20 protein-coding genes are annotated in these 24,526 nt (G+C 70.5%); 11 read left to right on the plus strand and 9 right to left on the minus strand.

Annotation, left to right across the window (positions count from 1 at the left end):
- Positions 1-3: 3 nt before the first annotated feature.
- Together AC57B8_RS12850 and AC57B8_RS12855 are read right to left on the minus strand one after the other, a co-directional pair.
- The gene (locus AC57B8_RS12850; RefSeq protein ID WP_496479796.1) at positions 4-1,980 is read right to left on the minus strand and encodes a MacB family efflux pump subunit; all 1,977 of its coding nucleotides are present in this window, start codon (positions 1,978-1,980) and stop codon (positions 4-6) included.
- Positions 1,977-3,170: an efflux RND transporter periplasmic adaptor subunit gene (locus AC57B8_RS12855; protein ID WP_496479797.1), complete on the minus strand. Its 1,194-nt coding sequence runs from the start codon at positions 3,168-3,170 to the stop codon at positions 1,977-1,979. Before AC57B8_RS12855 ends, AC57B8_RS12850 begins: the two co-directional genes overlap by 4 nt.
- Before the next feature lie 179 nt (positions 3,171-3,349).
- Here AC57B8_RS12855 and AC57B8_RS12860 point away from each other — a divergent pair, with 179 nt between their 5' ends.
- The 7 genes from AC57B8_RS12860 (at position 3,350) to AC57B8_RS12890 (ending at position 11,990) form a co-directional block, all read left to right on the plus strand.
- Complete coding sequence (locus AC57B8_RS12860) at positions 3,350-3,889, plus strand: sigma-70 family RNA polymerase sigma factor (protein WP_496479798.1); 540 nt, start codon at positions 3,350-3,352, stop codon at positions 3,887-3,889.
- Positions 3,882-4,820 (plus strand): FecR family protein, encoded by a 939-nt coding sequence (locus tag AC57B8_RS12865; protein WP_496479799.1) that lies wholly within the window; start codon positions 3,882-3,884, stop codon positions 4,818-4,820. Before AC57B8_RS12860 ends, AC57B8_RS12865 begins: the two co-directional genes overlap by 8 nt.
- Before the next feature lie 87 nt (positions 4,821-4,907).
- Complete coding sequence (locus tag AC57B8_RS12870) at positions 4,908-7,391, plus strand: TonB-dependent siderophore receptor (RefSeq protein WP_496479800.1); 2,484 nt, start codon at positions 4,908-4,910, stop codon at positions 7,389-7,391.
- A 171-nt stretch (positions 7,392-7,562) separates the two neighbouring features.
- On the plus strand, positions 7,563-9,740 hold the full coding sequence (locus tag AC57B8_RS12875) for a TonB-dependent siderophore receptor (protein WP_496479801.1): 2,178 nt from the start codon (positions 7,563-7,565) through the stop codon (positions 9,738-9,740).
- A gap of 55 nt (positions 9,741-9,795) precedes the next feature.
- Positions 9,796-10,434 carry a DUF4198 domain-containing protein gene (locus AC57B8_RS12880; protein ID WP_095747033.1) on the plus strand — a complete coding sequence of 213 codons (639 nt, stop codon included), beginning with the start codon at positions 9,796-9,798 and terminating at the stop codon, positions 10,432-10,434.
- A gap of 31 nt (positions 10,435-10,465) precedes the next feature.
- On the plus strand, positions 10,466-10,828 hold the full coding sequence (locus tag AC57B8_RS12885) for a DUF3325 domain-containing protein (RefSeq protein ID WP_447747628.1): 363 nt from the start codon (positions 10,466-10,468) through the stop codon (positions 10,826-10,828).
- Positions 10,829-10,946: 118 nt separating this feature from the next.
- On the plus strand, positions 10,947-11,990 hold the full coding sequence (locus tag AC57B8_RS12890) for an NADP-dependent oxidoreductase (RefSeq protein WP_369645443.1): 1,044 nt from the start codon (positions 10,947-10,949) through the stop codon (positions 11,988-11,990).
- Between the two features lie 28 nt (positions 11,991-12,018).
- Here the strand turns inward: AC57B8_RS12890 and AC57B8_RS12895 are convergent, their stop codons facing one another.
- From AC57B8_RS12895 to AC57B8_RS12920, 6 genes are all read right to left on the minus strand, one after another.
- Positions 12,019-12,345: a hypothetical protein gene (locus AC57B8_RS12895; protein WP_496479802.1), complete on the minus strand. Its 327-nt coding sequence runs from the start codon at positions 12,343-12,345 to the stop codon at positions 12,019-12,021.
- Positions 12,346-12,424: 79 nt separating this feature from the next.
- Positions 12,425-13,276 (minus strand): DMT family transporter, encoded by an 852-nt coding sequence (locus AC57B8_RS12900; protein WP_496479803.1) that lies wholly within the window; start codon positions 13,274-13,276, stop codon positions 12,425-12,427.
- Between the two features lie 64 nt (positions 13,277-13,340).
- Positions 13,341-14,030 carry a helix-turn-helix domain-containing protein gene (locus tag AC57B8_RS12905; RefSeq protein ID WP_496479804.1) on the minus strand — a complete coding sequence of 230 codons (690 nt, stop codon included), beginning with the start codon at positions 14,028-14,030 and terminating at the stop codon, positions 13,341-13,343.
- Between the two features lie 38 nt (positions 14,031-14,068).
- On the minus strand, positions 14,069-15,190 hold the full coding sequence (locus tag AC57B8_RS12910; RefSeq protein WP_496479805.1) for an SLC13 family permease: 1,122 nt from the start codon (positions 15,188-15,190) through the stop codon (positions 14,069-14,071).
- Positions 15,191-16,744, minus strand: a complete 1,554-nt coding sequence (locus tag AC57B8_RS12915) for a class I adenylate-forming enzyme family protein (protein WP_496479863.1) — start codon at positions 16,742-16,744, stop codon at positions 15,191-15,193. It lies immediately after the preceding gene.
- An 87-nt stretch (positions 16,745-16,831) separates the two neighbouring features.
- Positions 16,832-17,716: a LysR substrate-binding domain-containing protein gene (locus AC57B8_RS12920; protein WP_496479806.1), complete on the minus strand. Its 885-nt coding sequence runs from the start codon at positions 17,714-17,716 to the stop codon at positions 16,832-16,834.
- A gap of 175 nt (positions 17,717-17,891) precedes the next feature.
- On the opposite strand from AC57B8_RS12920, the gene psrA reads away from it, so the two are divergent.
- From psrA to phnY, 4 genes are all read left to right on the plus strand, one after another.
- Entirely contained in the window at positions 17,892-18,986 is a 1,095-nt protein-coding gene (gene psrA / locus AC57B8_RS12925) for an iron-containing alcohol dehydrogenase PsrA (RefSeq protein ID WP_496479807.1), read from the plus strand.
- Positions 18,987-19,097: 111 nt separating this feature from the next.
- A complete protein-coding gene (locus tag AC57B8_RS12930) occupies positions 19,098-20,414 on the plus strand; it encodes an MFS transporter (protein WP_095747023.1) in 1,317 nt (438 codons plus the stop codon).
- Between the two features lie 44 nt (positions 20,415-20,458).
- A complete protein-coding gene (gene phnA, locus AC57B8_RS12935) occupies positions 20,459-21,703 on the plus strand; it encodes a phosphonoacetate hydrolase (protein WP_496479808.1) in 1,245 nt (414 codons plus the stop codon).
- A 21-nt stretch (positions 21,704-21,724) separates the two neighbouring features.
- Positions 21,725-23,182 carry a phosphonoacetaldehyde dehydrogenase gene (gene phnY / locus AC57B8_RS12940; RefSeq protein WP_496479809.1) on the plus strand — a complete coding sequence of 486 codons (1,458 nt, stop codon included), beginning with the start codon at positions 21,725-21,727 and terminating at the stop codon, positions 23,180-23,182.
- Positions 23,183-23,276: 94 nt separating this feature from the next.
- On the opposite strand, the gene ispC is transcribed toward phnY, so the two are convergent.
- Complete coding sequence (gene ispC, locus AC57B8_RS12945; RefSeq protein WP_496479810.1) at positions 23,277-24,524, minus strand: 1-deoxy-D-xylulose-5-phosphate reductoisomerase; 1,248 nt, start codon at positions 24,522-24,524, stop codon at positions 23,277-23,279.
- Positions 24,525-24,526: the final 2 nt, after the last annotated feature.

Consider the following 24,526-nt stretch of genomic DNA (forward strand, 5'->3'; position numbering starts at 1 on the left):
TCGTCATTCGGAAGACAGGGCCGCGACCGGGTCGAGCGCGGCGGCCTTGCGGGCCGGCATGAAGCCGAACACCAGGCCGGTGAGCACGGCGCAGCCGAAGGCGCCTGCGATGGCCGTGAGGGAAAAGATCACCGGCACGCTCCACACGATGAGCGCGGCGCCCACGAGCAGCCCGCCCGCCACGCCCGCGATGCCGCCGGTCACCGTGACCAGCACCGCCTCGACCAGGAACTGCCGCAGGATGTCGCGCTGGCGTGCGCCCGTGGCCATGCGGATGCCGATCTCGCGCGTGCGCTCGCGCACGGTCATGAGCATCACGTTCATCACGCCGATGCCGCCGACCACCAGCGACACCGCCGCGATCAGCCCGAGCATCACCGTCATGGTGCGCTGGGTTTGCGCGCGCGCCTTGATCGACTCGGTCTGGTTGAACACCTGCACGTCGCGCACGTGGCGCTGCGCGGCCAGCACCTCGACGATCTCGGCCGCCGTCTCGGAGGCCTTGTCGACGTCGTGCACGGCCACCGCCACCCAGGTCGGATGGTTGCTGCCGTACAGCCGCGCGGCGGCGGTGGAGAAGGGCACGATCACGCGCTCGTCCTCGCTGGCCTGGCCGCCGCCCGCGCCCTTGGCGGCGAGCACGCCCAGCACGTCGAAGGGCACGTTGTCCAGCAGGATGCGCTGGCCCACCGGGTCGGTGCCGTCGGCGAACAGCGCGGCCTGCACGCGCTCGCCGATCACCGCGACCTTGGCCAGGCTCTGCTCGTCGCTCTCGTCGAAGAAGATGCCGCGCGCGGTCGGCCACTTCAGCGCCTGTTCGAAGTCGGTGGTGGCGCCGCCGCCCTCGGTGCGGTGGTCCACGTTGCCGCGCCGCGCGACCACGAAGCCCTCGATGTAGGGCATGGCCACGCGCACGTTGGGCAGCCGGCGGATGGTGTCGACGTCGGCCAGCGTGAGCTTGCCGCCGCGCCCGCGCGCGCTGTCGGGAATGGCGGCCACGTACATCTTGTCGGCGCCGAACAGCGAGATCTGCTTCATCACCGCCTCCTGCGAGCCGGTGCCGACCGCGAGCATCACGATGACCGAGGCCACGCCGATCACGATGCCCAGCAATGTCAGGCCAGTGCGAAAGCGGTGGATCCACATCACGCGCCAGGCCGCGCGCAGCGCCTCGTGCAGTTCGGAGAGCAGGGCGCGCGGGGTGTCGGCGGCGTCGGCTGTGTGCGTGGGCGAGGGCAGCGGAAGTGGCTCTGGTGGCGCTTCGACGGGCGCGCGCCCGCTGTCCGACACGATGCTGCCGTCGCGGATCTCGATCACGCGGCGCGCGCGCTGCGCCACCTCGCGGTCGTGCGTGATGAGGATCACGGTGTGGCCGGCGGCGGCCATCTCGTCGAGCAGCGCCATCACCTCTTCGCCGCTGCGCGAGTCGAGCGCGCCCGTGGGCTCGTCGGCCAGCACGATGCGCCCGCCGTTCATGAGCGCGCGCGCGATCGACACGCGCTGCTGCTGGCCGCCCGAGAGCTGGTGCGGCCGGTGGCCCAGCCGCTCGCCCAGGCCCAGGCGCGTGAGCAGCCCGCGTGCGCGCGAGGCGCGCTCGGCAGGCGCCGCGCCGGCGTAGATGGCGGGCATCTCGACGTTCTCCTGCGCCGACTCGGTGGAGATCAGGTGGTAGCCCTGGAACACGAAGCCGAAGGCCTCGCGCCGCAGCCGCGCGAGCGCGTCGGCGTCCATGCCGGCCACGTCCTGGCCGGCGAACAGGTAGCGCCCGCCGGTCGGGCGGTCGAGGCAGCCGAGCAGGTGCATCAGCGTCGACTTGCCCGAGCCCGAACTGCCGACGATGGCGACGAACTCGCCCGCATGCAGCTCCAGCGTGATGCCGCGCAGCACCTCGACGGCCGGCGCGCCGTCGTGGCCGCCGTAGGACTTGCGCAGGTCGTGCAGCGCGATCAGCGGGGTCGTCTTCGTCTCGGCCGCACTCACAGCTGGAACTTCCGCGTGCCGCCGCCGGCCGCGCGCTCGCCGGTGATGAGGCGCTCGCCCTCGGCCAGGCCTTCGAGCACCTCGCCCGAGAGCCGGTCGCGCACGCCGATGCGCACCTCGCGCGGCGCGGGCTGGCCGTCGGGGCCGAGCACGCGCGCGGTGAAGTGCCCGGCCTGGCCCTTCACGGCCGTGAGCGCGGGCAGCGGCGCCACCACCACGTTGCGCGCCGAGGCGGCGACGAAGCTCACCTGTGCGGTCATCTGCGGCATGAGCTCGCCGTCGGCGTTGTCCACGTCGAACAGCACCGTGTAAAGCACGACCTTGCTGGCGGCCGGCGCCTGCGGCGCGTCGCCACCGCTCTTGCCCGCGGGCACGGGCGGCGAGGGCAGCACCTGGCGCACCGTGCCTTCCCAGCGGCGGCGGTCGGCGCCGAGCGTGGTGAAGTACACGGCCATGTCGCGCTTCACGCGGCGCACGTCGGCTTCCGAGACCTCGGTCCACACCGTCATGCTCGACAGGTCGGCCACGCGCAGGATGTCGGGCGTCTGGTAGGTGGCGTTGAGCGTCTGGCCTTCGCGCGCCTGCACCGAGACCACGCTGCCGGCCATCGGCGCGTAGATGCGCGTGTAGCCCAGGCGGGCTTCATCGGCCTTCAGCGTGGCCTGGGTCTGGGCGATCTGGGCTTCGAGGTGCGCGATCTTCGCGGCGGCCGAGGCCAGCGTGGCTTCGGCGGTCTGCACGTCTTCGGCGCGCGTGGCGCCCTCGGCGGCCATCTGCTGCTGGCGGGCGAACTGCTGGCGCGCCAGCCGGTGCTGCGCATGCTGGTCGGCCAGTTGCGCGCGCAGCCCCGCGAGCGAGGCGCGGCCGGCGTCCACTGTGGCCTGCTGCACGCTGGGGTCGATCTCCACCGTCAGCTGGCCCTTCTTCACCGGGTCGCCGGGCTGCACGTGCAGCCGCAGGATCTGGCCCGACACCTGCGCGCCCACGTCCACATAACGGCGCGGCTGCAGCGTGCCGATGGCGGTCACGCTGCTTTCGATGTCGCCGCGGCGCAGCACGGCGGTGTCCCAGCCGGGGTCGCGCGGACTCGCCCAAACGTAGGCCACCGCGGCGGCGGCCAGGGCCAGGGCCGCGAAGGCGGCGATGCGCAGGCGTGTGCCGGCGCGCGAACGGGAAGCGGGCGCCGTCACCGGGCGCCCTTGCGGAAGAAAACGAGGGTCATGCTGCTAAGACGTGCGGGACGCGGAAACGGGTAGCCCGCGCGGTGCCTCATGCGGAATGAGACGTTTCGGGGGACAGGACAAACTTTACAAATCTATAATGAGAATAACTCTCAATTGCGTCGCTACCCGCGATGCCCCTTCACACCATGTCCCATCCGGAAGTCCGGCAGCTGTACGTCGACCACCAGGGCTGGCTGCGCAGCTGGTTGCTGGGCCGCCTGCGCTGCGGCTTCACCGCGGCCGATCTCACGCACGACACCTTTCTCAACCTCATCGAGCTGCCGCAACAGCCGGTGCTGCGCCAGCCGCGTGCCTTCCTGCAGGTGGTGGCCAGCCGGTTGATGATCAACCGCTTTCGCCGCATGCAGGTCGAGGCCGAGGTGCTGCGCACCGTGGCGCTGATGGCCGAGGACGCCTGCGCGCCGAGCGCCGAGGACAAGGCCTGCGCGCGCGAACTGCTGGGCCAGGTGCTCGCGCTGCTGGCGACCGAGCTCGACGTGAAGAGCCGCACCGCCTTCCTGATGGCGCGCGTCGAAGGCCGCTCGTACCGTGAGATTGCCGCCGAACTGGGTGTGTCGGAGACGCGCGTGAAGCAGTTCCTCGCGAAGGTGCTGGCGCATTGCCACGGCCGCATGGCCGCGGCCGTGCCCGAGACGGAAAGCGCCGACGCCCCGGCCCATGCCTGACGCGGCAGCCGAGCGCCTGCGCGAGGAGGCGGCGCTGTGGGCCGTGACCCTCGCCGACGACAGCGTGGACGACGCCACGCGCGCCGCCTGCGCGGCGTGGTGCGCGCTCGACGAGCGCCATGCGCGGCTCCTGGCCGAGATGCGCCGCATGTGGGAGGCGGTGACGCCCGACACGCCTGCGCCGCAACCTGCGAGGCGCGGCCTGTCGCGCCAGGCATTGGGCGCGCTCGTGCTGCTGCCCTGCCTGCTCGTGGCGGGCGCCGCGATGCCGTGGCAGGCCTGGCTGGCGGATGAACGCACCGGCACCGGCGAGATCCGCCACCTCACGCTCGAGGACGGCAGCCGTGTCGCGCTGAACAGCGACTCGGCCATCGACATCGATTTGTCGGGCAGCGTGCGCCGCGTGCAGCTGCTGCGCGGCGAGGTCTTCGTCGAGGTCGCGCACGGCGACAAGCCTTTTGCCGTGGTCGACCGCGACGGCAGCGCGCAGGCGCTGGGCACGCGCTATGCCGTGCGGCGCGAGGCGGACGACACGCTCGTCACCGTCACCGAATCGCGCGTGCGCGTGCAGCCGCTCGAGGGCGGCGACGACCGCTGGGTCGACGTGCAGGCGGGGCAGCAGGTGCGCTTCGACCGCCGCGGCGTCACCACCGACACCGTGCCCGCCGCGCCCGGCGGCCTGGCCTGGCCGCAGGGCCGGCTGGTGTTCGACGACGCGCCGGTAGTCGAGGTGCTGCGCCAGCTCGGCCGGCACCGGCCCGGCCTGCTGGTGGCCGACGACGAGGCCCTGGGCGCGCTGCGCTTCACCGGCGTGCTGCCGATCCAGCAAAGCGACGCCGCGCTCGCGCTGCTCGCCAGCGCGCTGCCGAGCTTGCGCGTGTCGACGCTGTCGCCGTGGCTGGTGCGGGTGACCACCACGGCGCCGCCGTGACCGGGCGGTCGAACTTTTTTCCGCGCACACCGCTACCCGTTTCCCGTGCCCGCTTGTCATAGGTGGTGAAAAGAGATTCACCACACCATGACAGGACCCGCAGACCCGACCGAGACCGCGCAGCGCTGGCATCGCCTGCGCCGTGCCTTCGCGCTGGCGAGCCTGGTGCTGCTCACCGCGCCGGCTGCCGCGCAAGCGCCCGCCGCCGATGCGGCCTTCGAGTGGCACCAGCCCGCGCAGCCGCTGAGCAGCGCGCTGACCGCGCTCGCCGTGCGCACGGGGCTGCTGCTCGGCGTCGATGCCGAGGTCGTGCGCGGCAAGCGTGCGCCCGCGCTGCAGGGCCGCTACACGGCGCGCGAGGCGCTGCTGCAGCTGCTCGAAGGCAGCGGCCTCGAAGCGGTGCGCGGTGCTTCGGGCGGCTACGCGCTGCGCGTCGCGGCGCAGCGCCCGCCGGGTCCGAAACCGCAGGCCGAAGCGCCCGCTGCGGGCGGCGCGCTCAGCGAGGTCACGGTCACCGGCGGGCGCGACACCGGCACCGTCACCGAAGGCACCGGCTCCTACACCACCGACGGCGGGATCGGCACCGCGACGCGGCTCGAACTCAGCCTGCGCGAAACGCCGCAATCGGTCAGCGTGCTCACGCGCGACCGCATCGACGACCAGGGCCTGGGCCAGATCAGCGACGTGCTGCGCCAGGCGCCCGGCCTGAGCTTCGTGCAGAGCGGCAACGCCGGCACCGACGCCAACGCTGTCTATGCGCGCGGCTTCGAGGTCGAGAACTACCAGGTCGACGGCATCCCGCAGGCCGGCACCTGGCTGCTGCAGACCGGTGACCTGGCCTTCTACGACCGCGTCGAGGTGGTGCGCGGCGCCACCGGCCTGCTCAATGGCGTGGGCACGCCGGCGGCCACCGTCAACCTCGTGCGCAAGCGCCCCGGCAACGCGTGGCAGGCCAGCGCCTCGTTCAGCGCAGGCACCTGGAATCGGCAGCGCGCCGAGCTCGACATCGGCGGGCCCGTCACCGCCGACGGCCGCGTGCGCGCGCGCGTGGTCGCGGCTGTACAAGACGGCGATTCGTGGATCGAGCGCCACCACGAAAAGAAGCGCCTGTTCTACGGCATCGTCGAAGCCGACCTCGCGCGCACAACGCGCCTGAGCGCCGGCTTCGAGCTGCAGCGTCACGACAACGACGGCGTGGCGCGCGCCGGCCTGCCTCTGTACTTCAGTGACGGCAGCGAGGCCAGCTACGGCCGCTCGCGCAGCGCCGCCGCGCGCTGGGCCCATTCGTACCAGGACCAGCGCCAGTACTTCGCCGCGCTCGACCACCGCTTCGACAACGGCTGGGCCGTGCACGCCGCCTTCAACCGCTCGCGCCGCGCCTACGACGACGTCATCGGCTACGCGCTGCGCGGCTACATGGACCGCGCGACCGGTGCGGGGCTCGGCCTGTGGACGAACCGCTGGAACGCGGTGCCGGTGCAGAACGCATTCGACCTGTACGCCAGCGGCCCCTTCGAACTCCTCGGCCGGCGCCATGAGCTGGTGCTGGGCTACAACGCCTCGCGCACGCACAGCGACGCGCCGCTGTACGCGGGCTGGAACGTGGCGGGCTTCGATCCGTGGATCGCGAACTTCAACACCTGGACCGGTGACCTGCCCGCCCAGCCGCACCAGCCCGTGACCGGCCGCCAGGAAACCGCCACGCGCCAGTCGGGCGCCTATGCCACGGTGCGGCTGCGGCCCACCGATGCGCTCTCTGTCATCGTCGGCGCGCGCGCGAGCGACTGGAAGGACGTGACGCGCACCGTCCCCCTGCAGCGCGCCGCCACCCTCACCACGCGCAGCGAGAAGGGCGTCGTCACGCCGTACGCGGGCGTGGTGGTCGATCTCGACAAGCACTGGTCGGCCTACGCCAGCTACACCAGCATCTTCAAGCCGCAGGCCAGCAAGGACCGCAGCGGCACCTACCTCGACCCGCTCGAAGGGCACGCCTACGAGGCGGGCGTGAAGGGCGCCTTCCACAACGACCGGCTCAACCTCAGCGCCGCCGTGTTCCAGGTGAAGCAGGACAACCTCGCCGTGCGCCTGGACAACGAATTCGCGCCCGACGGCTCGGCCGCCTACCGCGCCGCCAAGGGCACGACCACGCGCGGCTACGAGTTCGAAGTGGCCGGCGAGCTGCTGCCCGGCTGGCAGGTCGGCGGCGGCTTTGCGCACAGCGTGGCACGCGACGCGGCCGGCCAGCGGCTGAACACGCAGGTGCCGAAGAACCTGCTGAAGCTCTTCACCAGCTACCGCATCGCCGGCATCGGCAACGGCCTCACGGTGGGCGGCGGCCTGAACTGGCAGAGCGACACCTACAGCACGGGCCTGGGCCCCTCGGGCCACGCGCGCTTCACGCAGCAGGCCTACACCACGCTCGACCTCATGGCGCGCTACCCGATCAACAAGCACCTCGCCGTGTCGGTGGCGCTGAACAACGTCTTCGACACGCGCTACCGCACCAGCACCAGCAGCAGCTTCTACGGCGCCCCGCGCCACCTGCTCGTGACCTTGCGCGGCACCTACTGACGCACCGCGTTTTTTCTCCGCAGCCAGGTCGCTGCCGGTCCCTTCGCGGCCGGGTGCGTCGCTAGCCATCTCCTGCCAACGGGCGTTGCCGATCTCACGGGTCGGGCCGCCCCCTTTCTTCATGCCATGAACCAGCATTCGTTTTCACGCGCCCGCTTCCGGCGGTCTCCCGTGGCCCTCGTCGCCCTGCTTTGCTGCGGCGTCGTCAGCGCGCAGCAGCAACAGCCCGCCGCCAGCGGCGCGGCGCTGTCCGAGGTCACCGTCTCGGGCGACCGCAGCGGCCGCACCGAGGGCAGCCGCTCCTACACCGTCGAGCAGGCCTCCACCGCGACCCGCATGGACCTGTCGATCCGCGAGACGCCGCAGTCGGTGACCGTGATCACGCGCGAGCGCATGGACGACCTGGGCAGCGCCCGCATCGACGACGTGCTGGGCCAGACCACCGGCATCATGGTCGGGCAGGCCGACAGCGAGCGCGTGAACTACTCGGCGCGCGGCTTCTCGATCAACAACTTCCAGATCGACGGCATGCCGCGCGGCCCGAATTCGCCGCTGTCCGACACCGTGCTGTACGACCGCATCGAGGTCATCCGCGGCGCCACGGGCCTCATGGGCGGCACGGGCGACCCGTCGGCCACCATCAACTCGGTGCGCAAGCGCCCCACGCGCGAGTTCCAGGGCAGCGCCTCGCTCAGCTACGGGCGCTGGAACCACAAGCGCGCCGAGGTCGACCTGTCGGTGCCGCTCACGGCCGACGGCCGCATCCGCGCGCGCACCGCGCTGGCCTGGCAGGACCGCGACTCGTACATGGACCTGTACCACGAGCGCAAGACCGTGGGCATGGTGATCGTCGAGGCCGACCTCACGCGCTCCACCTTGCTCACCGCCGGCATCGACTTCCAGGACAACAAGCCCTCGGGCGCGACCTGGGGCGCCATTCCGTACTGGAACCACGACGGCACGCTCGCCAACCTGCCGCGCAACACCAGCCTGAGCGCGCCGTGGAGCACCTGGGCCAACAAGCAGCACACGGCCTTCGTCTCGCTGCAGCACCGCTTCGACAACGACTGGAAGGTGCACCTGGGCTATGCGCGCACCACCAGCACCAACAACACCACCGTGGCCAACGGCGGCGCGGGCTACCCCAACCGCTTCACCGGCCAGGGCATGAAGCTGTGGAGCGGCGTGTGGGGCGAGGGCGAGTACGTCAACGACAACTTCGACCTGTACGCCACCGGCCCCTTCAGCCTGTTCGGGCGGCGCCACACCTTCATCGCCGGATGGAACGGCGGCAACCAGACCTACACCTCGCAGGGCGGCACGCCGGTGATCCCGTACCCCGAGGCCATTCCCGACTACCGCACGTGGACCGGCAACATCCCGCGCCCGATCTTCCTGGCCGACGGCTCGAAGACCGTGGGCTTCACGCAGCTCAACGGCGGCTACGTGGCGGGTCGCTTCAGCCTCACCGACCCGCTGAACGTGATCGTCGGCGCGCGCGTGAGCAACTACCGCAGCTACACGCACGCCTACAACACGGCGCTGCAGTACACGCGCACCACGGGCAAGTCGGAGTCGAAGGACGAGGTCACGCCGTATGTCGGCGTGGTCTACGACCTGGACAAGCAGCACTCGCTGTATGCGAGCTACACCACGCTGTTCCGTCCGCAGACCTCGAAGGACCGCAACGACCAGTACCTCACGCCCGAGACCGGCACCAGCGCCGAGCTGGGGGTGAAGGGCGAGTACTTCGGCGGTGCGCTCAATGCATCGGCCGCCGTGTTCCAGGTCAAGAAGAAGAACCTGGCCGAGCTCGACCGCAGCGTGCCCGCGGGCTTTCGCCTGCCCGACGGCGGCCAGGCCTACGTGGCCAGCGGCGACGGCGTGACGGCTCGCGGCCTCGAGTTCGACGTGTCGGGCCAGATCACGCCCGATTGGAACGTGGCCGCCGGCTACACGTACCTCGATGCCAAGACCGCCAAGGGCGCGCGTGCCGTGCCCAACCAGCCCAGGCACCTGCTGCGCCTGTCGACCGCCTACCGCTTCAGTGGCGCCTGGCGCGGCCTGAAGGTCGGCGGCGACATGACGGCGCAAAGCGGCATCTACGGCGAGTCGTGGTATGGGCAGCCGCCGCTGTTCAGCATGAAGGACCCGCTGCCGCGCATCTCGCAGAAGGCGTACGCGGTCTTCAGCCTCATGGCCAGCTACGAGATCAACAAGAACGTCACGGCGCAGCTGAACATCCGCAACGTCTTCGACAAGAAGTACTACCGCAACGTGGGCTTCTACGACAGCGTGTTCTGGGGCGAGCCGCGCAACGTGAGCCTGACCCTGCGCGCCAAGTTCTGAACAAGCCGTCTTCCATTCCGTCTCAACCATGCCATCACTACCTGGAGCATCGACCATGAAGAAACCCCTGTTCTCCCTTGCCACCCTCGCGGCGGCCGCGTTCGTTTTCTCGGGCGCCGCGCACGCCCACTTCGTCTGGCTCGAGCCCGCCGCGGGCGGCGAGGCCAAGGCCTACTTCGGCGAATGGGCCGACGACCTGCGCGAGACCGAGGCCGGTCACCTGAAGCTGGTCAGCGCGCCGCGCGGCATCGCCGCCGACGGCAAGCAGACGCCGGCCACGCGCCATGCCGACCACTTCGTGGTCAAGGCCGACGCCAGCGGCGACGCGCGCCTCGTGGGTGCCTACGTCAGCGACAAGGGCGTGGCGAGCCTCTACCAGGCGCGCACCGGCCGCACCGAGACCGTCGCGCGCCACACGCTCGAGCTCGTGCCGCAGGCCGCCAACAGCAACAGCTTCACGCTGCTGCTGGCGGGCAAGCCGCTGCCCAAGGCCGAGGTGGTCGTGTTCGGCCCGCCCAAGTGGGAGAAGAAGTTCACCACCGACGACGCCGGCCAAGTCACGTTGCAGACGCCCTGGCCCGGCCAGTACGTGGTCGAGGTGAACCACACCGACAAGGACGGCAAGGGCAGCTGGGACGGCAAGCCCTACACGCAGACGCGCCACGTCGCCACGCTGAGCTTCGTCGTCCGGTGAGGGCGGGGCTTCCGGCGCGGGGGTGCTGCCCATGAGCACCTTCGCGCTGGTGTGCGCCCTGTTCGCGTCGGCGCTCGGCGGCTTCGTCACGCTGAGCCTGGCGATGGACCGTCACTACGAAGACGCCCACGGGCGCGGCCGCACGCCGGGCCCGTCGCGGCCCTGGCAGCAGCTGGGCGGTGCGGCGCTGCTGGGGCTGTCGCTGGTCGCCGCGCTGCGCCTGCGCGGGCCGGCCATGGGCTGGGTGCTGTGGCTGGGCGCGCTCACGGCCGCCGCGCTCGTGGTGGTCGGCCTCGTGAGCTACCGGCCCGGCTGGGCGCGGCGCGTCGGCGCCGTGGCCTCCGTGCTGGGCGTCGCCACGGCGGCGGCGTACGGGCTGCTCCTGCTTCCATAGCAGGGTGCCCGGAGGGCGCGCGCGGGCTGTCGCCTGCGCTACGCGCGGGGTCGGGGCCCGCGACTACGATGCGGCTGCGTCGCCGATGCCCGGCACATTCACCCATCAAGGAGACACCATGAGCAGCGCCCTCACCAACCACCAGGTCCGTCTTGCCAAGCGCCCCGAGGGCACGGCCACGCGCGAGCACTGGCGCTTCAGCACCGAGCCCGTGGCCCAGCCCGACGAGGGCGGCGTGCTCGTCAAGACGCTGTCGCTGTCGCTCGACCCCGCCATGCGCGGCTGGCTCAACGACGCCAAGAGCTACATCCCGCCCGTGGCCATCGACGAGGTGATGCGCGCCGGCGGCATCGGCCGCGTGGTGGCCTCCAAGAACCCGCAGTTCGCCGTGGGCGACACCGTGTACGGCACGCTCGGCGTGCAGGAATACATGCTGATCCCGCAGGACCAGATCAAGCGCAACGGCCTCGTGAAGGTCGACCTGCGCGTGGGCACCATCACCCAGTGGCTCAACGTGCTGGGCATGCCCGGCATGACCGGCTACTTCGGCCTGATGGACGTGGGCATGCCCCAGGCAGGCGAAACGGTGGTCGTCTCGGGCGCGGCCGGTGCCGTGGGCCAGACCGTGGGCCAGCTGGCCAAGATCAAGGGCTGCCGCGTGGTCGGCATCGCCGGCGGCGCCGCCAAGTGCGACTGGGTGGTGAAAGAGCTGGGCTTCGACGCCTGCATCGACTACAAGGCCGGCGCGGGCGCCGTGCGCGAAGGCCTCAAGACCCACTGCCCGAAGGGCGTGGACATCTACTTCGACAACGTCGGCGGCGACATCCTGGACGCGGTGCTGGCACGCCTGGCGCGCAAGGCCCGCGTGATCATCTGCGGCGCCATCAGCCAGTACAACAACGCCAACAGCATGCCGGCCGCCGGCCCGAAGAACTACCTGAGCCTGCTCGTGAACCGCGCGCGCATGGAAGGCATCGTGGTGTTCGACTACGCCGACCGTTACCCGATCGCCATCGCCGAGATGGCCGGCTACCTGAAGGACGGCCGCATGAAGAGCAAGGAAGACATCGTGAAGGGCCTCGACACCTTCCCCGAGTCGCTGAACAAGCTGTTCGCGGGAGAGAACTTCGGCAAGCTGGTGCTGCAGGTCGCCGAGGAATAACCAAAGGGGCGCCGCGGCGCCCCGAACCTCAATCGTCGGTGGGCCGCATCGGAATGTCGCCCATCGCATCGTCCTCGCGCAGCCCGCGCGCGGCCTTCAGCAGTTCGATCGAGAGGCCGTCGCCGTGGCCGGCGAAGCCCTGGGCGATGCCTTCGAGCACGGTCGACAGGTGGGTGTCGCCGTCGGTGCGGGCGTCCATGCTGATGTTCAGGACCCGCGCCGCCATCTGCCGGTAGGTGACGGCGCCCGCGCCCTCCAGCGCGGCCACCAGGTCGAGGTACAGCGCCAGGTTCATGTCGAACACCAGCTTGGGCGTGATCTCGAAATCCTCGGTCTTGTTGTTCTTCTGATCCATGGGGGTGACTCCTTTTTCCTGAGCCTCCACTCTAGCCACAAAAAACGACAAGCTCTGTCGGGCATCGCCCTGATTTGTCTCATTTCGCACGCGTGCCCATCACGGCGGCCGAGATGATCAGCGCCGCCGCCAGCGCGATGCTGGCCGTGAGCGCCCGGCCGGTCACGGCCAGCAGCAGCGCGGTGGAGGCCAGCGGCGTGAGGTAGCTCAGGATGCCGATCTGCCGCGCGTCGCCGCGCTTGAGCGCCATGTCCCACACGAAGAAGGCCGCGCCCAAGGGGCCCAGGCCGCACAGCGCGACCAGCAGCCAGTCCTTGGCCGACAGCGCCACCGACGGCTCCAGCAGCGCATGGCAGGCCAGCGAGAGCGCGCCCGACACCAGCCCGAAGAGACCAATGGCCGAGGTCGGGAAGGGCGTGACGCGCTGCGTCCACAGCGAGTAGCTGGCCCAGATGAAGGCCGAGCCGGCCGCCGGCAGGAAGCCCCAGTACGTGGCGGGCGCGCCGGAAAGCGCCGCACTGCCGCCGCGCGCGCCGAGGATCGCGATGGCCGCGCCCGCAAAGCCCAGCAGCGCCGCCACCACATGCAGCGGGCGCAGCGACACGCCCGGCAGCAGCACCGGCGCCAGCACCACCATCAGCAGCGGCCAGAGGTAGTTCACGAGGTTGGCCTCGACCGGCGGCGCATGCCGCAGCGCGATGAACAGCAAGAAGTGAAAGCCGAAGAGCCCGTACACCCCGAGCGCCAGCGTGCGCGGCGGCACGCGCCAGGCGCGGCGGTCGCGCAGCACCAGCGGCCAGCTCGGCACGCTGCCGACGATCAGCGCCAGCCCGGTCAAGAGGAAGGGCGGCAGGTGCGACAGCGCGGTGCCGAAGGTGGCGAGCGTGGCCCACAGCGCGATGGCGAGCAGGGCGTAGAAGGTGGCGGGCATGGACGCCGAGGCTACGCGCCGCGCTCGTCGCGGGCCGACGGTGCGTCGTCGCGCAACGACGGTGTCAGCGGCGCAGCGCGGCCGTGAGCGCCGACGGCGACCGGTAGCTCGTGCGGCGCGCCGTCTCGGCCACGCTCAGGCCTTCGAGCCGCAGTTCGCGCGCATGGGCCAGCCGCAGCGTGCGCAGCCAGAGCATCGCGCTCTGGCCCTGTTCCTCGCGGCAGCGCTGCGCGAACTGGCTGGGGCTCAGGCAGGCGACCTCGGCCAGGTCGGCCACGCCCAGCGGCCGGTGCCAGTTCGCCTGCGCCCAGGCCGCGAGGGCCGGCCAGTCGATGCGGCGGCGGCGCGTGTCGGCGACCGAGGGCGCGGCGCCCCAGGCCTCGAGCAGCAGCGCCGGGCCGTGCTGCAGGGCGAGCGCCGCGTGCTGCGGCTGCTGCAGGCAGTGCGCGAGGTAGCGGGCCAGCGCGTGCAGCCGGGGCGCATCGGCCGGCGGCTGTTCGACGCAGCGTGCCCACGGGGCGTGCGGCGTGTCGAGCACCAGGCAGACGCTGCCGCCGCGCCGGGCCTCGAAGTCGTGCCGGTCGCCGGGTGCGACCACCTGGGCCTGGCCCGTGCCGATGCCCGAGCCGCGGCCTTCGACTTCGATCTCGAGCACGCCGTCGAGCCCGAGCAGCACCTGGAAGTGGTCGTGCGCGTGGCTGCCGCGCGATGGCGTGTAGTCGCGCAGCGAGAGGACGGGGGCGGGCGTGTGCATGGCGGGAGCGATTGTCCGCGCCGCCCCGCCGCCTGTCATCACCCCAGCCGCAGCAGCAGCGCCGAGGCCGCGCACACCAGCAGGAAGGGAATGCTGATGCGGTGGAACTCGCGCAGCCCGTGCGGCAGCTTGGCCAGCCGCAGCGCGATGAGGTTGGCCAGCGAGCCCAGCACGCAGCCGAAGCCGCCCACGCTCACGCCGGCCGCCAGCGCGGGCAGGTCGTGCACGTAGCGGTCGAGCAGGATCGCCGCCGGCACGTTGCTGATGACCTGCGAGGCCGCAATGGCCGCCAGGTAGGCGCGCCAGCCCTCGCCGATGGGCCAGTGGCCCAGCAGCGCCGCGATGGCGGGCAGCTCGGCGGCCTGGCGCAGGTCGACGAACATCAGCGCGATGATGGCCAGCAAGGCCCAGTCGATGCCGCGCAGCACGCGCGGGTAGGTGAGCAGCAGCACGCCGAACACCGCGCCCAGGCCGGGCAGCAGCCAGTGGCGGTCGAGCGCGACCACGAAGCCGACGAACAGCACGCCGGCCAGCGCCAGCAGGCGCGGCTGCACGGGCGCGGCCTCGGTCTCCTCGCGCAGCGCGATGGGCGTGCGCGGCACCAGCCACCACACGGCCACGAAGAGCCAGAACAGCATGATCGCCACGGTCGGGCCCATCATGGCCATGAAGCCGAAGAAGCTCTCGCCCGAGCGGTGCCACAGGTACAGGTTCTGCGGGTTGCCGATGGGTGTGAGCGCCGAGCCCGCGTTGACGGCCAGCGCCTGCAGCACCACCAGCCGCGCCAGCGGCAGGTGGGCCTGCACGGCCAGCACGCGCGTGAGCGGCACCAGCAGGAACAGGCTCACGTCGTTGGTCACCAGCGCCGACAGCAGCGCGGCCGTGGCCGTGAGCGCCATCGCCAGGCCGCGCTGGCTGTGCGTGTGGGCCAGCAGGCGCCGCGCGGCGGCCTGCAGCATGCCGCTCTTCTCCACGCCCTGCGTGATGGCGAGCAGGCCCGCCAGCGCGCCCACGGTCTGCCAGTCGACCAGCCGCAGCCAGTCCATCGGCGCGCGCGGGCGCACGAAGGCGAACACGACCGCGACGGCCACGAGCACCCACAGCAGGCCGTTGCCGCCGCCGTGTTCGGGCGGGGCGGTGTCGGTGCTTGTGGCGCTCACTCAGGCACTCAGGTCGCGCAGCTCGCGCTTGAGCACCTTGCCGATCGCGCTGCGCGGCAGCTCGTCGATGAAGCGCAGGCGCGCCAGCCGCTGGGTCTTGCCGACCTGGGCGTTGGCCCACTGCAGCAGCGCCTCTTCGGTGGTGGCGTCGCCCTCGCGGCGCACCACGAAGGCCACGGGCGTCTCGCCCCATTGCTCGGACGGCACGCCGACCACCGCCACGTCGGCCACCGCCGCATGGCCGCGCAGCACGCCTTCGAGGTCGCTCGGGTAGATGTTGAAACCGCCGCTGATGATCATGTCCTTCTTGCGGTCGAACAGCGTGAGGAAGCCGTCGGCGTCGAAGCGGCCCACGTCGCCGGTGCGGATGAAGCGCTTGCCGGTGGCGTCGAACCATTCGGCCTCGCGCGTCTTCGCGGGCTGGCGGTGGTAGCCGGTCATCATGCCGGCCGAATGGCCCACCACCTCGCCGGCCACCTCGGTGTCGCCGCGCGGCAGCTCGTTGCCCTCCTCGTCGATCAGGCGGATGTCGCTGCCCGGCGCGGGCTGGCCCACGGTGTGCAGCTTGGTCGGGTTCAGGTGCGCCTCCAGGATGCAGGTGCCGCCGCCTTCGGTCATGCCGTAGAACTCGACCAGCCCGCCCGGCCAGCGCTTGAGCACGTCGGCCTTGAGCGCCGCGTTGAAGGGCGCGCTGGTGCTGAATTTGTGGCGGAAGGTCGACAGGTCGTGCGCGTCGAAGCGCGGGTGCGCCATCAGCCGCTGGTACTGCACCGGCACGAGCATGGTGTGCGTCACGCGGTGCTGCACGGCCAGCTGCAGGTAGCCCAGCGCGTCGAACTTGGGCATCAGCACCACGCAGCCGCCAAAGGCGAGGGTGGGGAAGAACACCACCAGCGTGGTGTTGGAGTACAGCGGCGTCGACAGCAGCGTGACCGTCTCGGGCCCGTACTCGTACTTGGCGCCGCGCTGGATGTGCGACCAGCGCATGCCGTGGCCCTGCACGATGCCCTTGGGCTCGCCGGTGGTGCCCGACGAATAGATGATGTTGAAGGCCCAGTCGGGCTGCACCTCGACGGGTTCCGGCTTCGCGCCGGGCGCCGCGAGCCAGTCGTCGAGCGCGCGGCCGACATCGGCGCCGTCGAGCGCGATGTGCGGCAGGCCCGTGGCCTGCGCGGCGCCCACCACCTCGGCGGCCGAGGCGTCGGTGAACAGCAGGCGCGCGTCGGCGTCGGTGATCATGCGCGCCAGGCTGGCGGGCGCCGAGCCGGGGGCCAGCGGGGCCACCGCCACGCCGGCGCGCAGCGCGCCCAGGAACACGGCGGCATAGGGCACCGACGAGGCGGCGCAGACCGCGATGGCGTCGCCGGCGCGCAGGCCGTCGCGCTGCAGGGCGGCGGCGATGCGGTCCATGAGCGCATCGAGCGCGCGGTAGTCCAGCGTCTGCTGGGTATCGGCCAGCGCGGGGCGCTCGGGGGTGTGCTGGGCGTGGAGGCGGACCAGGTCGGCAAGGGTGCCGAAGTCGCGCGCGGCGGCGTCCTGGAGGGCGGGGTGCAAGTTCAAGGTCGATCCTTCGTCTGGGGCCAGACGGCAGGATAGCGAAGAAGCCCGCCGCGGGGTGTGCCGCCGGCGACGAAACCCCGTTCAATCCCCTGTGTCGTCGCCCTGCTGCGCCACCTCGAACAGCGCGCGGATCAGCGGCCGGTCCTTGCGCACCGCCAGGCAGCACAGCGAGTAGCTGATCGACAGCTCGTCGTCGTCGATCTCCACCATCTTCAGGCCGGGCAGCGGAATGCACTCGATCTGCGTCACGAAGCCCACGCCCATGCCGTTGGCCACGGCGTGCAGGATGGCCTCGCGGCTGTTGATCTCCATCACGCAATTCATCTGTACGCCCTGCTGCGCGCAGGCGCGCTCCACGCGGTGGCGCGTCTTGGAGCCGGGCTCGCGCAGGATCACCGGCTCGCCCGCGATGTCCCGCGTGGCGATGGTGCGCTTCTTGGCCCACGGGTGCTTCGCGGGCACCACGGCCACGATGCGCTCCACGCGGTAAGGCACCTGGTGCAGGCCTTCGATCTCGGGCGGCTCCACGAGGATGCCCACGTCGATGTCGAAGTCCTGCAGCCCGCCGAGCGTCGAGGCTTCGGAGCCGATCGACACCGTCAGGTCGAGCCCGGCGTGGCTGCGCTTGAAGCTGCGCGCCAGCTCCAGCGCGATGGGCGGCGACACCGCGCCCACGCGCACCAGCCCCGTGCGCAGCTTGTGAGCGCGCTGCAGGAACTGCATCGCCTCTTCCTCCTGCCCGAACAGGCCCTGCGTGATCGCATACAGCTGCTCGCCCGCGGCCGTGAGCCGCACGGTGCGTCCGCTGCGCAGGAACAGCTCGACGTTGAAGCGCTCTTCCAGCGCCTTGACCTGGTCGGTCACGGTGGGCTGGCCGATGTGCAGGTAGCGCGCGGCCGTGGTGAAGCCGCCGGTCTTGGCGACGGCGTGGAAGCAGCGGATCCACTTGTAGTACTGGTGAAACATGGGGCGATCGTGAGGGGCGTGCGCCGAGCCTCCCTCAGATGCGGCGCTGGCGCCTATGCAGGCTTTCCCGAAGGCATCCATCGGTTTTGGACGGGTTGCACGCGCGAAATGCGATTGGACGCCCCGGCACGCCGCTTCGACACTGCGGCCCAGACAGAAACCGGAGACAAAAAACATGCCCCACGCCTACCGCAACCCCGTGTCCATTCATTCCGGGCGAGGCAGCCTCGCACGGCTGCCCTCGCTCCTGGCGGGGCGCCGCGTCGCCCTCGTCACCTTCCCCGAGGCCCGCGGCCTCGGCCTGGTCGATCGCCTGCAGGCGCTGCTGGGCGACGCGCTCGTCACCGTGATCGACGACGTGCGCCCCAACCCCGACGTCGCCCACCTGCGCGACCTGTACAACACCTTCTGGCAGTCGGACGCGCCCTGCGACGCCATCGTGGCGGTCGGCGGCGGCAGCGCCATCGACACGGCCAAGGCCCTGATGGTGGGCACGGCCAACGGGCAGTTCGACGAACTCGTTGCGCTGCTGGCCACCGGCAAGCCCTTCGTGCCCGCCAGCGTCAAGCCGCTGATCGCCGTGCCGACCACCGCCGGCACCGGCAGCGAGGTGACGCCCTGGGCCACCATCTGGGACGCCGACAACCAGAAGAAGTACTCGCTGCACCTGGACGCCACCTGGCCCGAGGCCGCCATCGTCGACCCCGAGCTCATGCTCTCGGTGCCCGCGGGCACCACGGTGTCGACGGGGCTCGATGCGCTGTCGCACGCACTCGAAGCGATCTGGAACGTGAACGCCAACCCGGTCTCCGACACCTTCGCCGTCTCGGCTGTGCGCGACATCTTCGACTGCCTGCCGGCGCTGCTCAAAGACCTGGGCAACCTCGACCTGCGCGAGCGCATGGCATTGGCCGCGCTGAAGGCCGGCATGGCGTTTTCCAACACCAAGACGGCGCTGGCGCACTCCATCTCCTACGAGATGACGCTGCGCCACGGCCTGGCCCACGGCATCGCCTGCTCGTTCACGCTGCCTCTCGTGCTGGAAAAAGCGTGGGCCCGCTCGCCCGACCGCGACCGGACACTGCAGCTGCTGTTCGGCACCGACCTGGCGACCGCCACGCAGCGACTGCGGGCTTTTCTGCAGGGGCTTGGCGTGAAGACCGAGTTTGCCGACTATGGCGTGGCGGACAGCGAAGCGGCGGCCATGATCGCGCGCGCCATGGACGGGGCGCGCGGCAAGAACTTCATCGGCGCGGCGGCGTTGGCCTGACGGACAGGGACTGCGCAGCGAGACAAGTCAGCAAGAAAAGACAGACAGCCATATGCCGGCCATCGAGCCGGCCCCACGGGCCCCACGCCCGTCAAGACAAGGAGACATACCATGCAAGCGGCCAATCCCATCCTGCAGGCGGGCACCTACGCACGCCCCCTCGACAATTCGTTCCGCAAGGCGCAGTGGCGGATGCTGCTGGCGGCCATGTTCTGCTACTTCTTCTTCTATACGGGGCGGCAGACCTTCGGCTTCGCCATCCCCGGCATTCAGAAGGAGTTCGGCCTCTCCAAGGAAATGCTGGGCTGGGCCTCGACCTCGCTGCTGTGGTGCTATGCCGTCGGGCAGGCCATCAACGGTAACCTGGGCGACAAGTTCGGCGGGCGCCGCGTGATGACCGCCGGCGCCATCCTTTCGTGCGCCGCCAACTGGGTTGTGAGCTTCGCGGTCGGCTTCAAGAGCCTGGCGATCCCGTGGGGCATCAACGGCTACTTCCAGGCCCTGGGCTGGGCGCCGGGCAGCCGGCTGCTGTCGAACTGGTGGGGCGCGGGCGAACGCGGCAAGGTCTACGGCTTCTACGTGTTCGCCGCCGGCTGCGCCTCGGTGCTGTCGTTCGTGACCTCGATCATCGTCGTCAACGTGCTGCACCTGGACTGGCGCTGGATCTTCCGGCTCCCCGTGCTGCTGATGCTGGTGGGCGGCATTGCCTTCTACCTGATCGCCCGTGAGCGGCCGGAAGACCTGGGCTTCAAGTCGCCCGACACCGGCGTGGCCAACAACAACCCGCAGGAAGCCGAGAAGGCCGGCGTGGCCGACGGCGAACCGCAAGAGAGTTCGTGGTCGCGCTACAAGGCCGTGCTCAGCAACCCCAAGCTGATGATCGCCGCGCTGGCCATCGGCTTCCAGAACGCCGCGCGCTACGGCCTCATCGTCTGGGTGCCGGTGCACTTCCTGGGCAAGGACTGGGCCAAGGCCGCCGACGGCATGATCGACCCGGCCTGGATCTCGGTGGCGCTGCCCGTGGGCATGGCCTTCGGCGCACTCACCAACGGCTGGATCTCCGACAAGGTGTTCGGCTCCAAGCGCTACAAGGCCATCGTGCTGTACATGCTGCTGGGCGCCATCGCCTCGATGGGCATGTACCTGCTGCCCACCAGCATCCTCGGCCTGGGGCTGCTGTTCCTGGCGGGCTTCTTCGTCTACGGCCCGGCCTCGTCGTTCTGGGCCCTGTGCCCCGACCTCGTGGGCGCCAAGCGCGCCGGCACCGCCACCGGTGTCATGAACTTCTTCTCGTACCTGCTGGCCGGCCTGGGCGAACCGCTGATCGGCCGGATGCTGGACCACTCGGGCAGCACCTCGGTGGTGTTCCCCATCGTCGCGGCCAGCTGCCTCATCAGTGCCTTCATTGCGCTGTTCATCCGCCGCTGAAGCCCGCGCACCGACACACCCAACTTGCCAAGGAGCATCTCTTCATGAAATCCGATCGACTCGAAGTGAACGGCCGCAGCTACCGCTGGATGGTCCGCCCGGTCGTCGTCGTCTGCGTCGACGGCTGCGAGCCCGCGTACCTCGACGCGGCCATTGCGGCCGGCGTGGCACCGTACCTCGAGGCCATGCGCAAGGGCGGCGCCGATCTGCTCGCCGATTGCGTCGTGCCCTCGTTCACCAACCCCAACAACCTGTCGATCGTGACCGGTGCGCCGCCTGCGGTGCACGGCATCTGCGGCAACTACTTCTTCGACCGAGAGCTGGGCCAGGAAGTGATGATGAACGACCCCAAGTACCTGCGCGCCGGCACCGTGCTCGCGGCCTTTGCCGACGCCGGCGCCAAGCTCGCGGTGGTCACGGCCAAGGACAAGCTGCGCAAGCTGCTGGGCCACAAGATGAAGGGCATCTGTTTCTCGTCCGAGAAGTCGGACCAGGTGACGATGGAAGAGAACGGCATCGACAACGTGCTCGACATGGTCGGCATGCCGGTGCCTTCGGTCTACAGCGCAGAGCTGTCGGAGTTCGTGTTCGCCGCCGGCGTGAAGCTGATGGAATCGCAGCGTCCCGACCTCATGTACCTGTCGACCACCGACTACGTGCAGCACAAGGCCGCCCCGGGAAGCCCCGCAGCGAATGCCTTCTACAAGATGATGGACGGCTACCTCGCGCAACTCGATGCGCTGGGCGCCACCATCGTGCTCACGGCCGACCACGGCATGAACGACAAGCATGGCGCCGACGGTTCGCCCAACGTGATCTACCTGCAGGACGTGCTCGACGGCTGGTACGGCCCGGACCGCGCGCGCGTGATCCTGCCGATCACCGATCCGTACGTGGTGCACCACGGCGCGCTCGGCTCGTTTGCCACCGTGTATGTGCCGAGCGAGGACGAGGTGCCCGGCTGGATCGACCGCATCCAGCGCATCCCCGGCATGCAGCTCGTGCTCTCGCGCAAGGAGGCCGCGCAGCGCTTCGAGCTGCCGCCCGACCGCATCGGCGACATCGTGGTGGTGAGCGAGCAAAGCACCGTCATCGGCACCTCGGCCACGCGCCACGACCTCACGGCGCTCGAAGTGCCGCTGCGCTCGCACGGTGGTGTGTCCGAGCAGAAGGTGCCCCTGATCTGCAATCGCCCCGTCGCGGGCGTGGCGAGCACGCGCCGGCTGCGCAACTTCGACGCGCTCGACCTCGCACTGAACCACGCCCAAGGCCCCGTGGCCGCCGCCTGAACTTATTTGACGGAGCATTCCATGAGCAAGTCTGACCACGCCGCCCTGAAGCCCGGCACCGTGTACCGCGAAGCCCTGCGCATCGCCGGCGAGAAAGTCCACCGCGACCGCACCATCGAGGTCACCTACCCGTACACCGGCGAGGTGATCGCCACCGTGCCCAAGGCCACGCTGGACGACGTGCGCCATGCCCTGCGCATCGCCCGCGACTACAAGCCCACGCTCACGCGCTACGAGCGCTACAAGATCCTCATGCGCGCCGGCGAGATCATCGCTTCGCGCCTGGATGAGATGTCGCGCACCATCACGCTCGAATCGGGCCTGTCGCGCAAGGACTCGCTGTACGAAGTGGGCCGGGCCTCCGACGTGCTGCTGTTCGCCGCCAACCAGGCGCTGGTGGACGACGGCCAGGTGTTCTCCTGCGACCTCACGCACCACGGCAAGAGCCGCAAGGTCTACACGATGCGCGAGCCGCTCCTGGGCGCCATCACCGCCATCACGCCGTTCAACCATCCGCTGAACCAGGTGATCCACAAGGTGGCGCCGGCCATTGCGACCAACAACCGCATCGTGCTCAAACCCAGCGAGAAGACGCCGCTCACGGCCTTCTTGCTGGCCGACATCCTGTACGAGGCAGGCTTGCCACCGCAAATGCTGTCGGTGCTCACGGGCGACCCCAAGGAAATTGCCGACGAGCTGCTGACCAACGCCGATGTCGACCTCGTCACCTTCACGGGCGGCGTGCCCATCGGCAAGTACATCGCGGGCAAGGCCACTTACAAGCGCCAGATCCTGGAGCTGGGCGGCAACGACCCGATCATCGTGATGGAAGACGCGGACATCGAGGAGGCGGCCACGCTGGCTGCCAACGGGTCGTACAAGAACTCGGGGCAGCGCTGCACGGCCGTGAAGCGCATGCTGGTGCATGAGGCCGTGGCCGATCGCTTTGTCGAGCTGCTGGTGCAGAAGACCAAGGCCCTGAAGTACGGCGACCCGATGGACCCGGACACCGACATGGGCACCGTGATCGACGAAGCGGCTGCCAAGCAGTTCGAAGCCGTCGTCAACGAAGCCATCGCAGCCGGTGCCAAGCTGCTGTACGGCAACGAACGTCGCGGCGCGCTGTACTCGCCCACCGTGCTCGATCACGTCGACCCCGAGATGACCGTCGCCAAGCACGAGACCTTCGGCCCCGTGTCGCCCGTGATCCGCTTCAGGAACATCGACGAGGCGATCCGCATCTCCAACGGCACGGCCTACGGCCTGTCGTCCTCGATCTGCACGAACCGGCTGGACTACATCACGCGCTTCATCCGCGAGTTGAACGTGGGCAGCGTCAATGTGCGCGAAGTGCCGGGTTACCGCCTGGAGCTCACGCCCTTCGGCGGCATCAAGGACTCGGGCCTGGGCTACAAGGAAGGCGTGCTTGAGGCGATGAAGAGCTTCACCAACACCAAGACCTACTCGCTGCCATGGTGAGCGGCGCGGCGCACGAGGCGCATGGCGCGTCGCGCGCCATGCGTGAGACCCCGCCGCCGATGGCATTGGCCGTGGCGGCCAAGTGGCTGTCGCGCTACAGCCGCGCGCCCGTGCCTTCGTCCAAGGTGACCGACGCGGAAAGCGGGACCGCCGGCGATGGGGACCGCAACGCCGCACGCTGGATCGCCTGACCCGCCAGCACGCGCGCTTGCGCATCGGCCACGAGGATGTCGTCCAGGTTCTCGTGCGCGGACGAGGGCGCGTGCTGAAGGCAGTCCTCCACCACGCAGGCGATGTCGGTGTAGCGCAGGCGCCCGTTCAGGAACGCATCGACCGCCGCTTCGTTCGCCGCATTGAGCGTCACACTGGCCGCGCACCCCTTGCGCAGCACCTCCAGCGCCAGGCGCAGGCAGGGAAAGCGTTTCAGCTCGGGCGCGGCGAAGCTCAGGTGGGCGAGCTGCAGGAAGTCCAGCGGCGCCACGCCCGAGTCGATGCGCTCGGGCCAGGCCAGCGCGTGCGCGATCGGCGTGCGCATGTCGGGGCGGCCCAGCTGCGCCAGCACCGACTGGTCGGCATAGGCCACCATCGAATGGATCACGCTCTGCGGATGGATCACCACCTCGATGCGCTCGGGCGGCATCGCGAACAGCCAGCGCGCCTCGATGGTCTCGAGGCCCTTGTTCATCATCGTCGCGGAGTCGACCGAGATCTTGCGGCCCATGCGCCAGGTGGGATGCGCGCAGGCCTCGTCGGGCGTGACGCGGTCCAGCGCCTCCAGCGGGCGGTGCAGGAACGGCCCGCCCGACGCGGTGAGTACCAGCCGCTGCACGCCCGCGCCGCCGGCCGGTGCGCCCGCCAGGCACTGGAAGATCGCGTTGTGCTCGCTGTCCAGCGGCAGCAGCGTGGCGCCGTGCGCGGCCACCGCGCGCATGAACAGCGCGCCGGACATCACGAGCGCCTCCTTGTTCGCCAGCAGGATCTTCTTGCCCGCGCGCGCCGCCGCCAGCGACGACAGCAACCCCGCCGCACCGACGATGGCCGCCACCACCGTGTCGCAGCCCGCCGACTGCGCGACCTCGCACAGCGCCTGCGGGCCGTGCATGACCTCGGTGCGCAGGCCGGCGGCGCGCAGCCGCGCCTGCAACTGCATGGCGCCTGGCGCATCGCCGACCACCGCGACCTCGGGGCGAAAAGCGACGCAGTGCGTGAAGAGCTTGTCGAAGTTGCGGTGCGCCGTCAGCGCATGCACCGTGAAGCGGTCGGGGTGGCGCGCCACGAGGTCGAGCGTGCTGTCGCCGATCGAGCCGGTGGCACCGAGCAGGGTGAGGCGTTGCGTGGCCATGG

Source organism: Variovorax sp. BGA-UO-ETr-C22 (genome assembly GCF_059567965.1).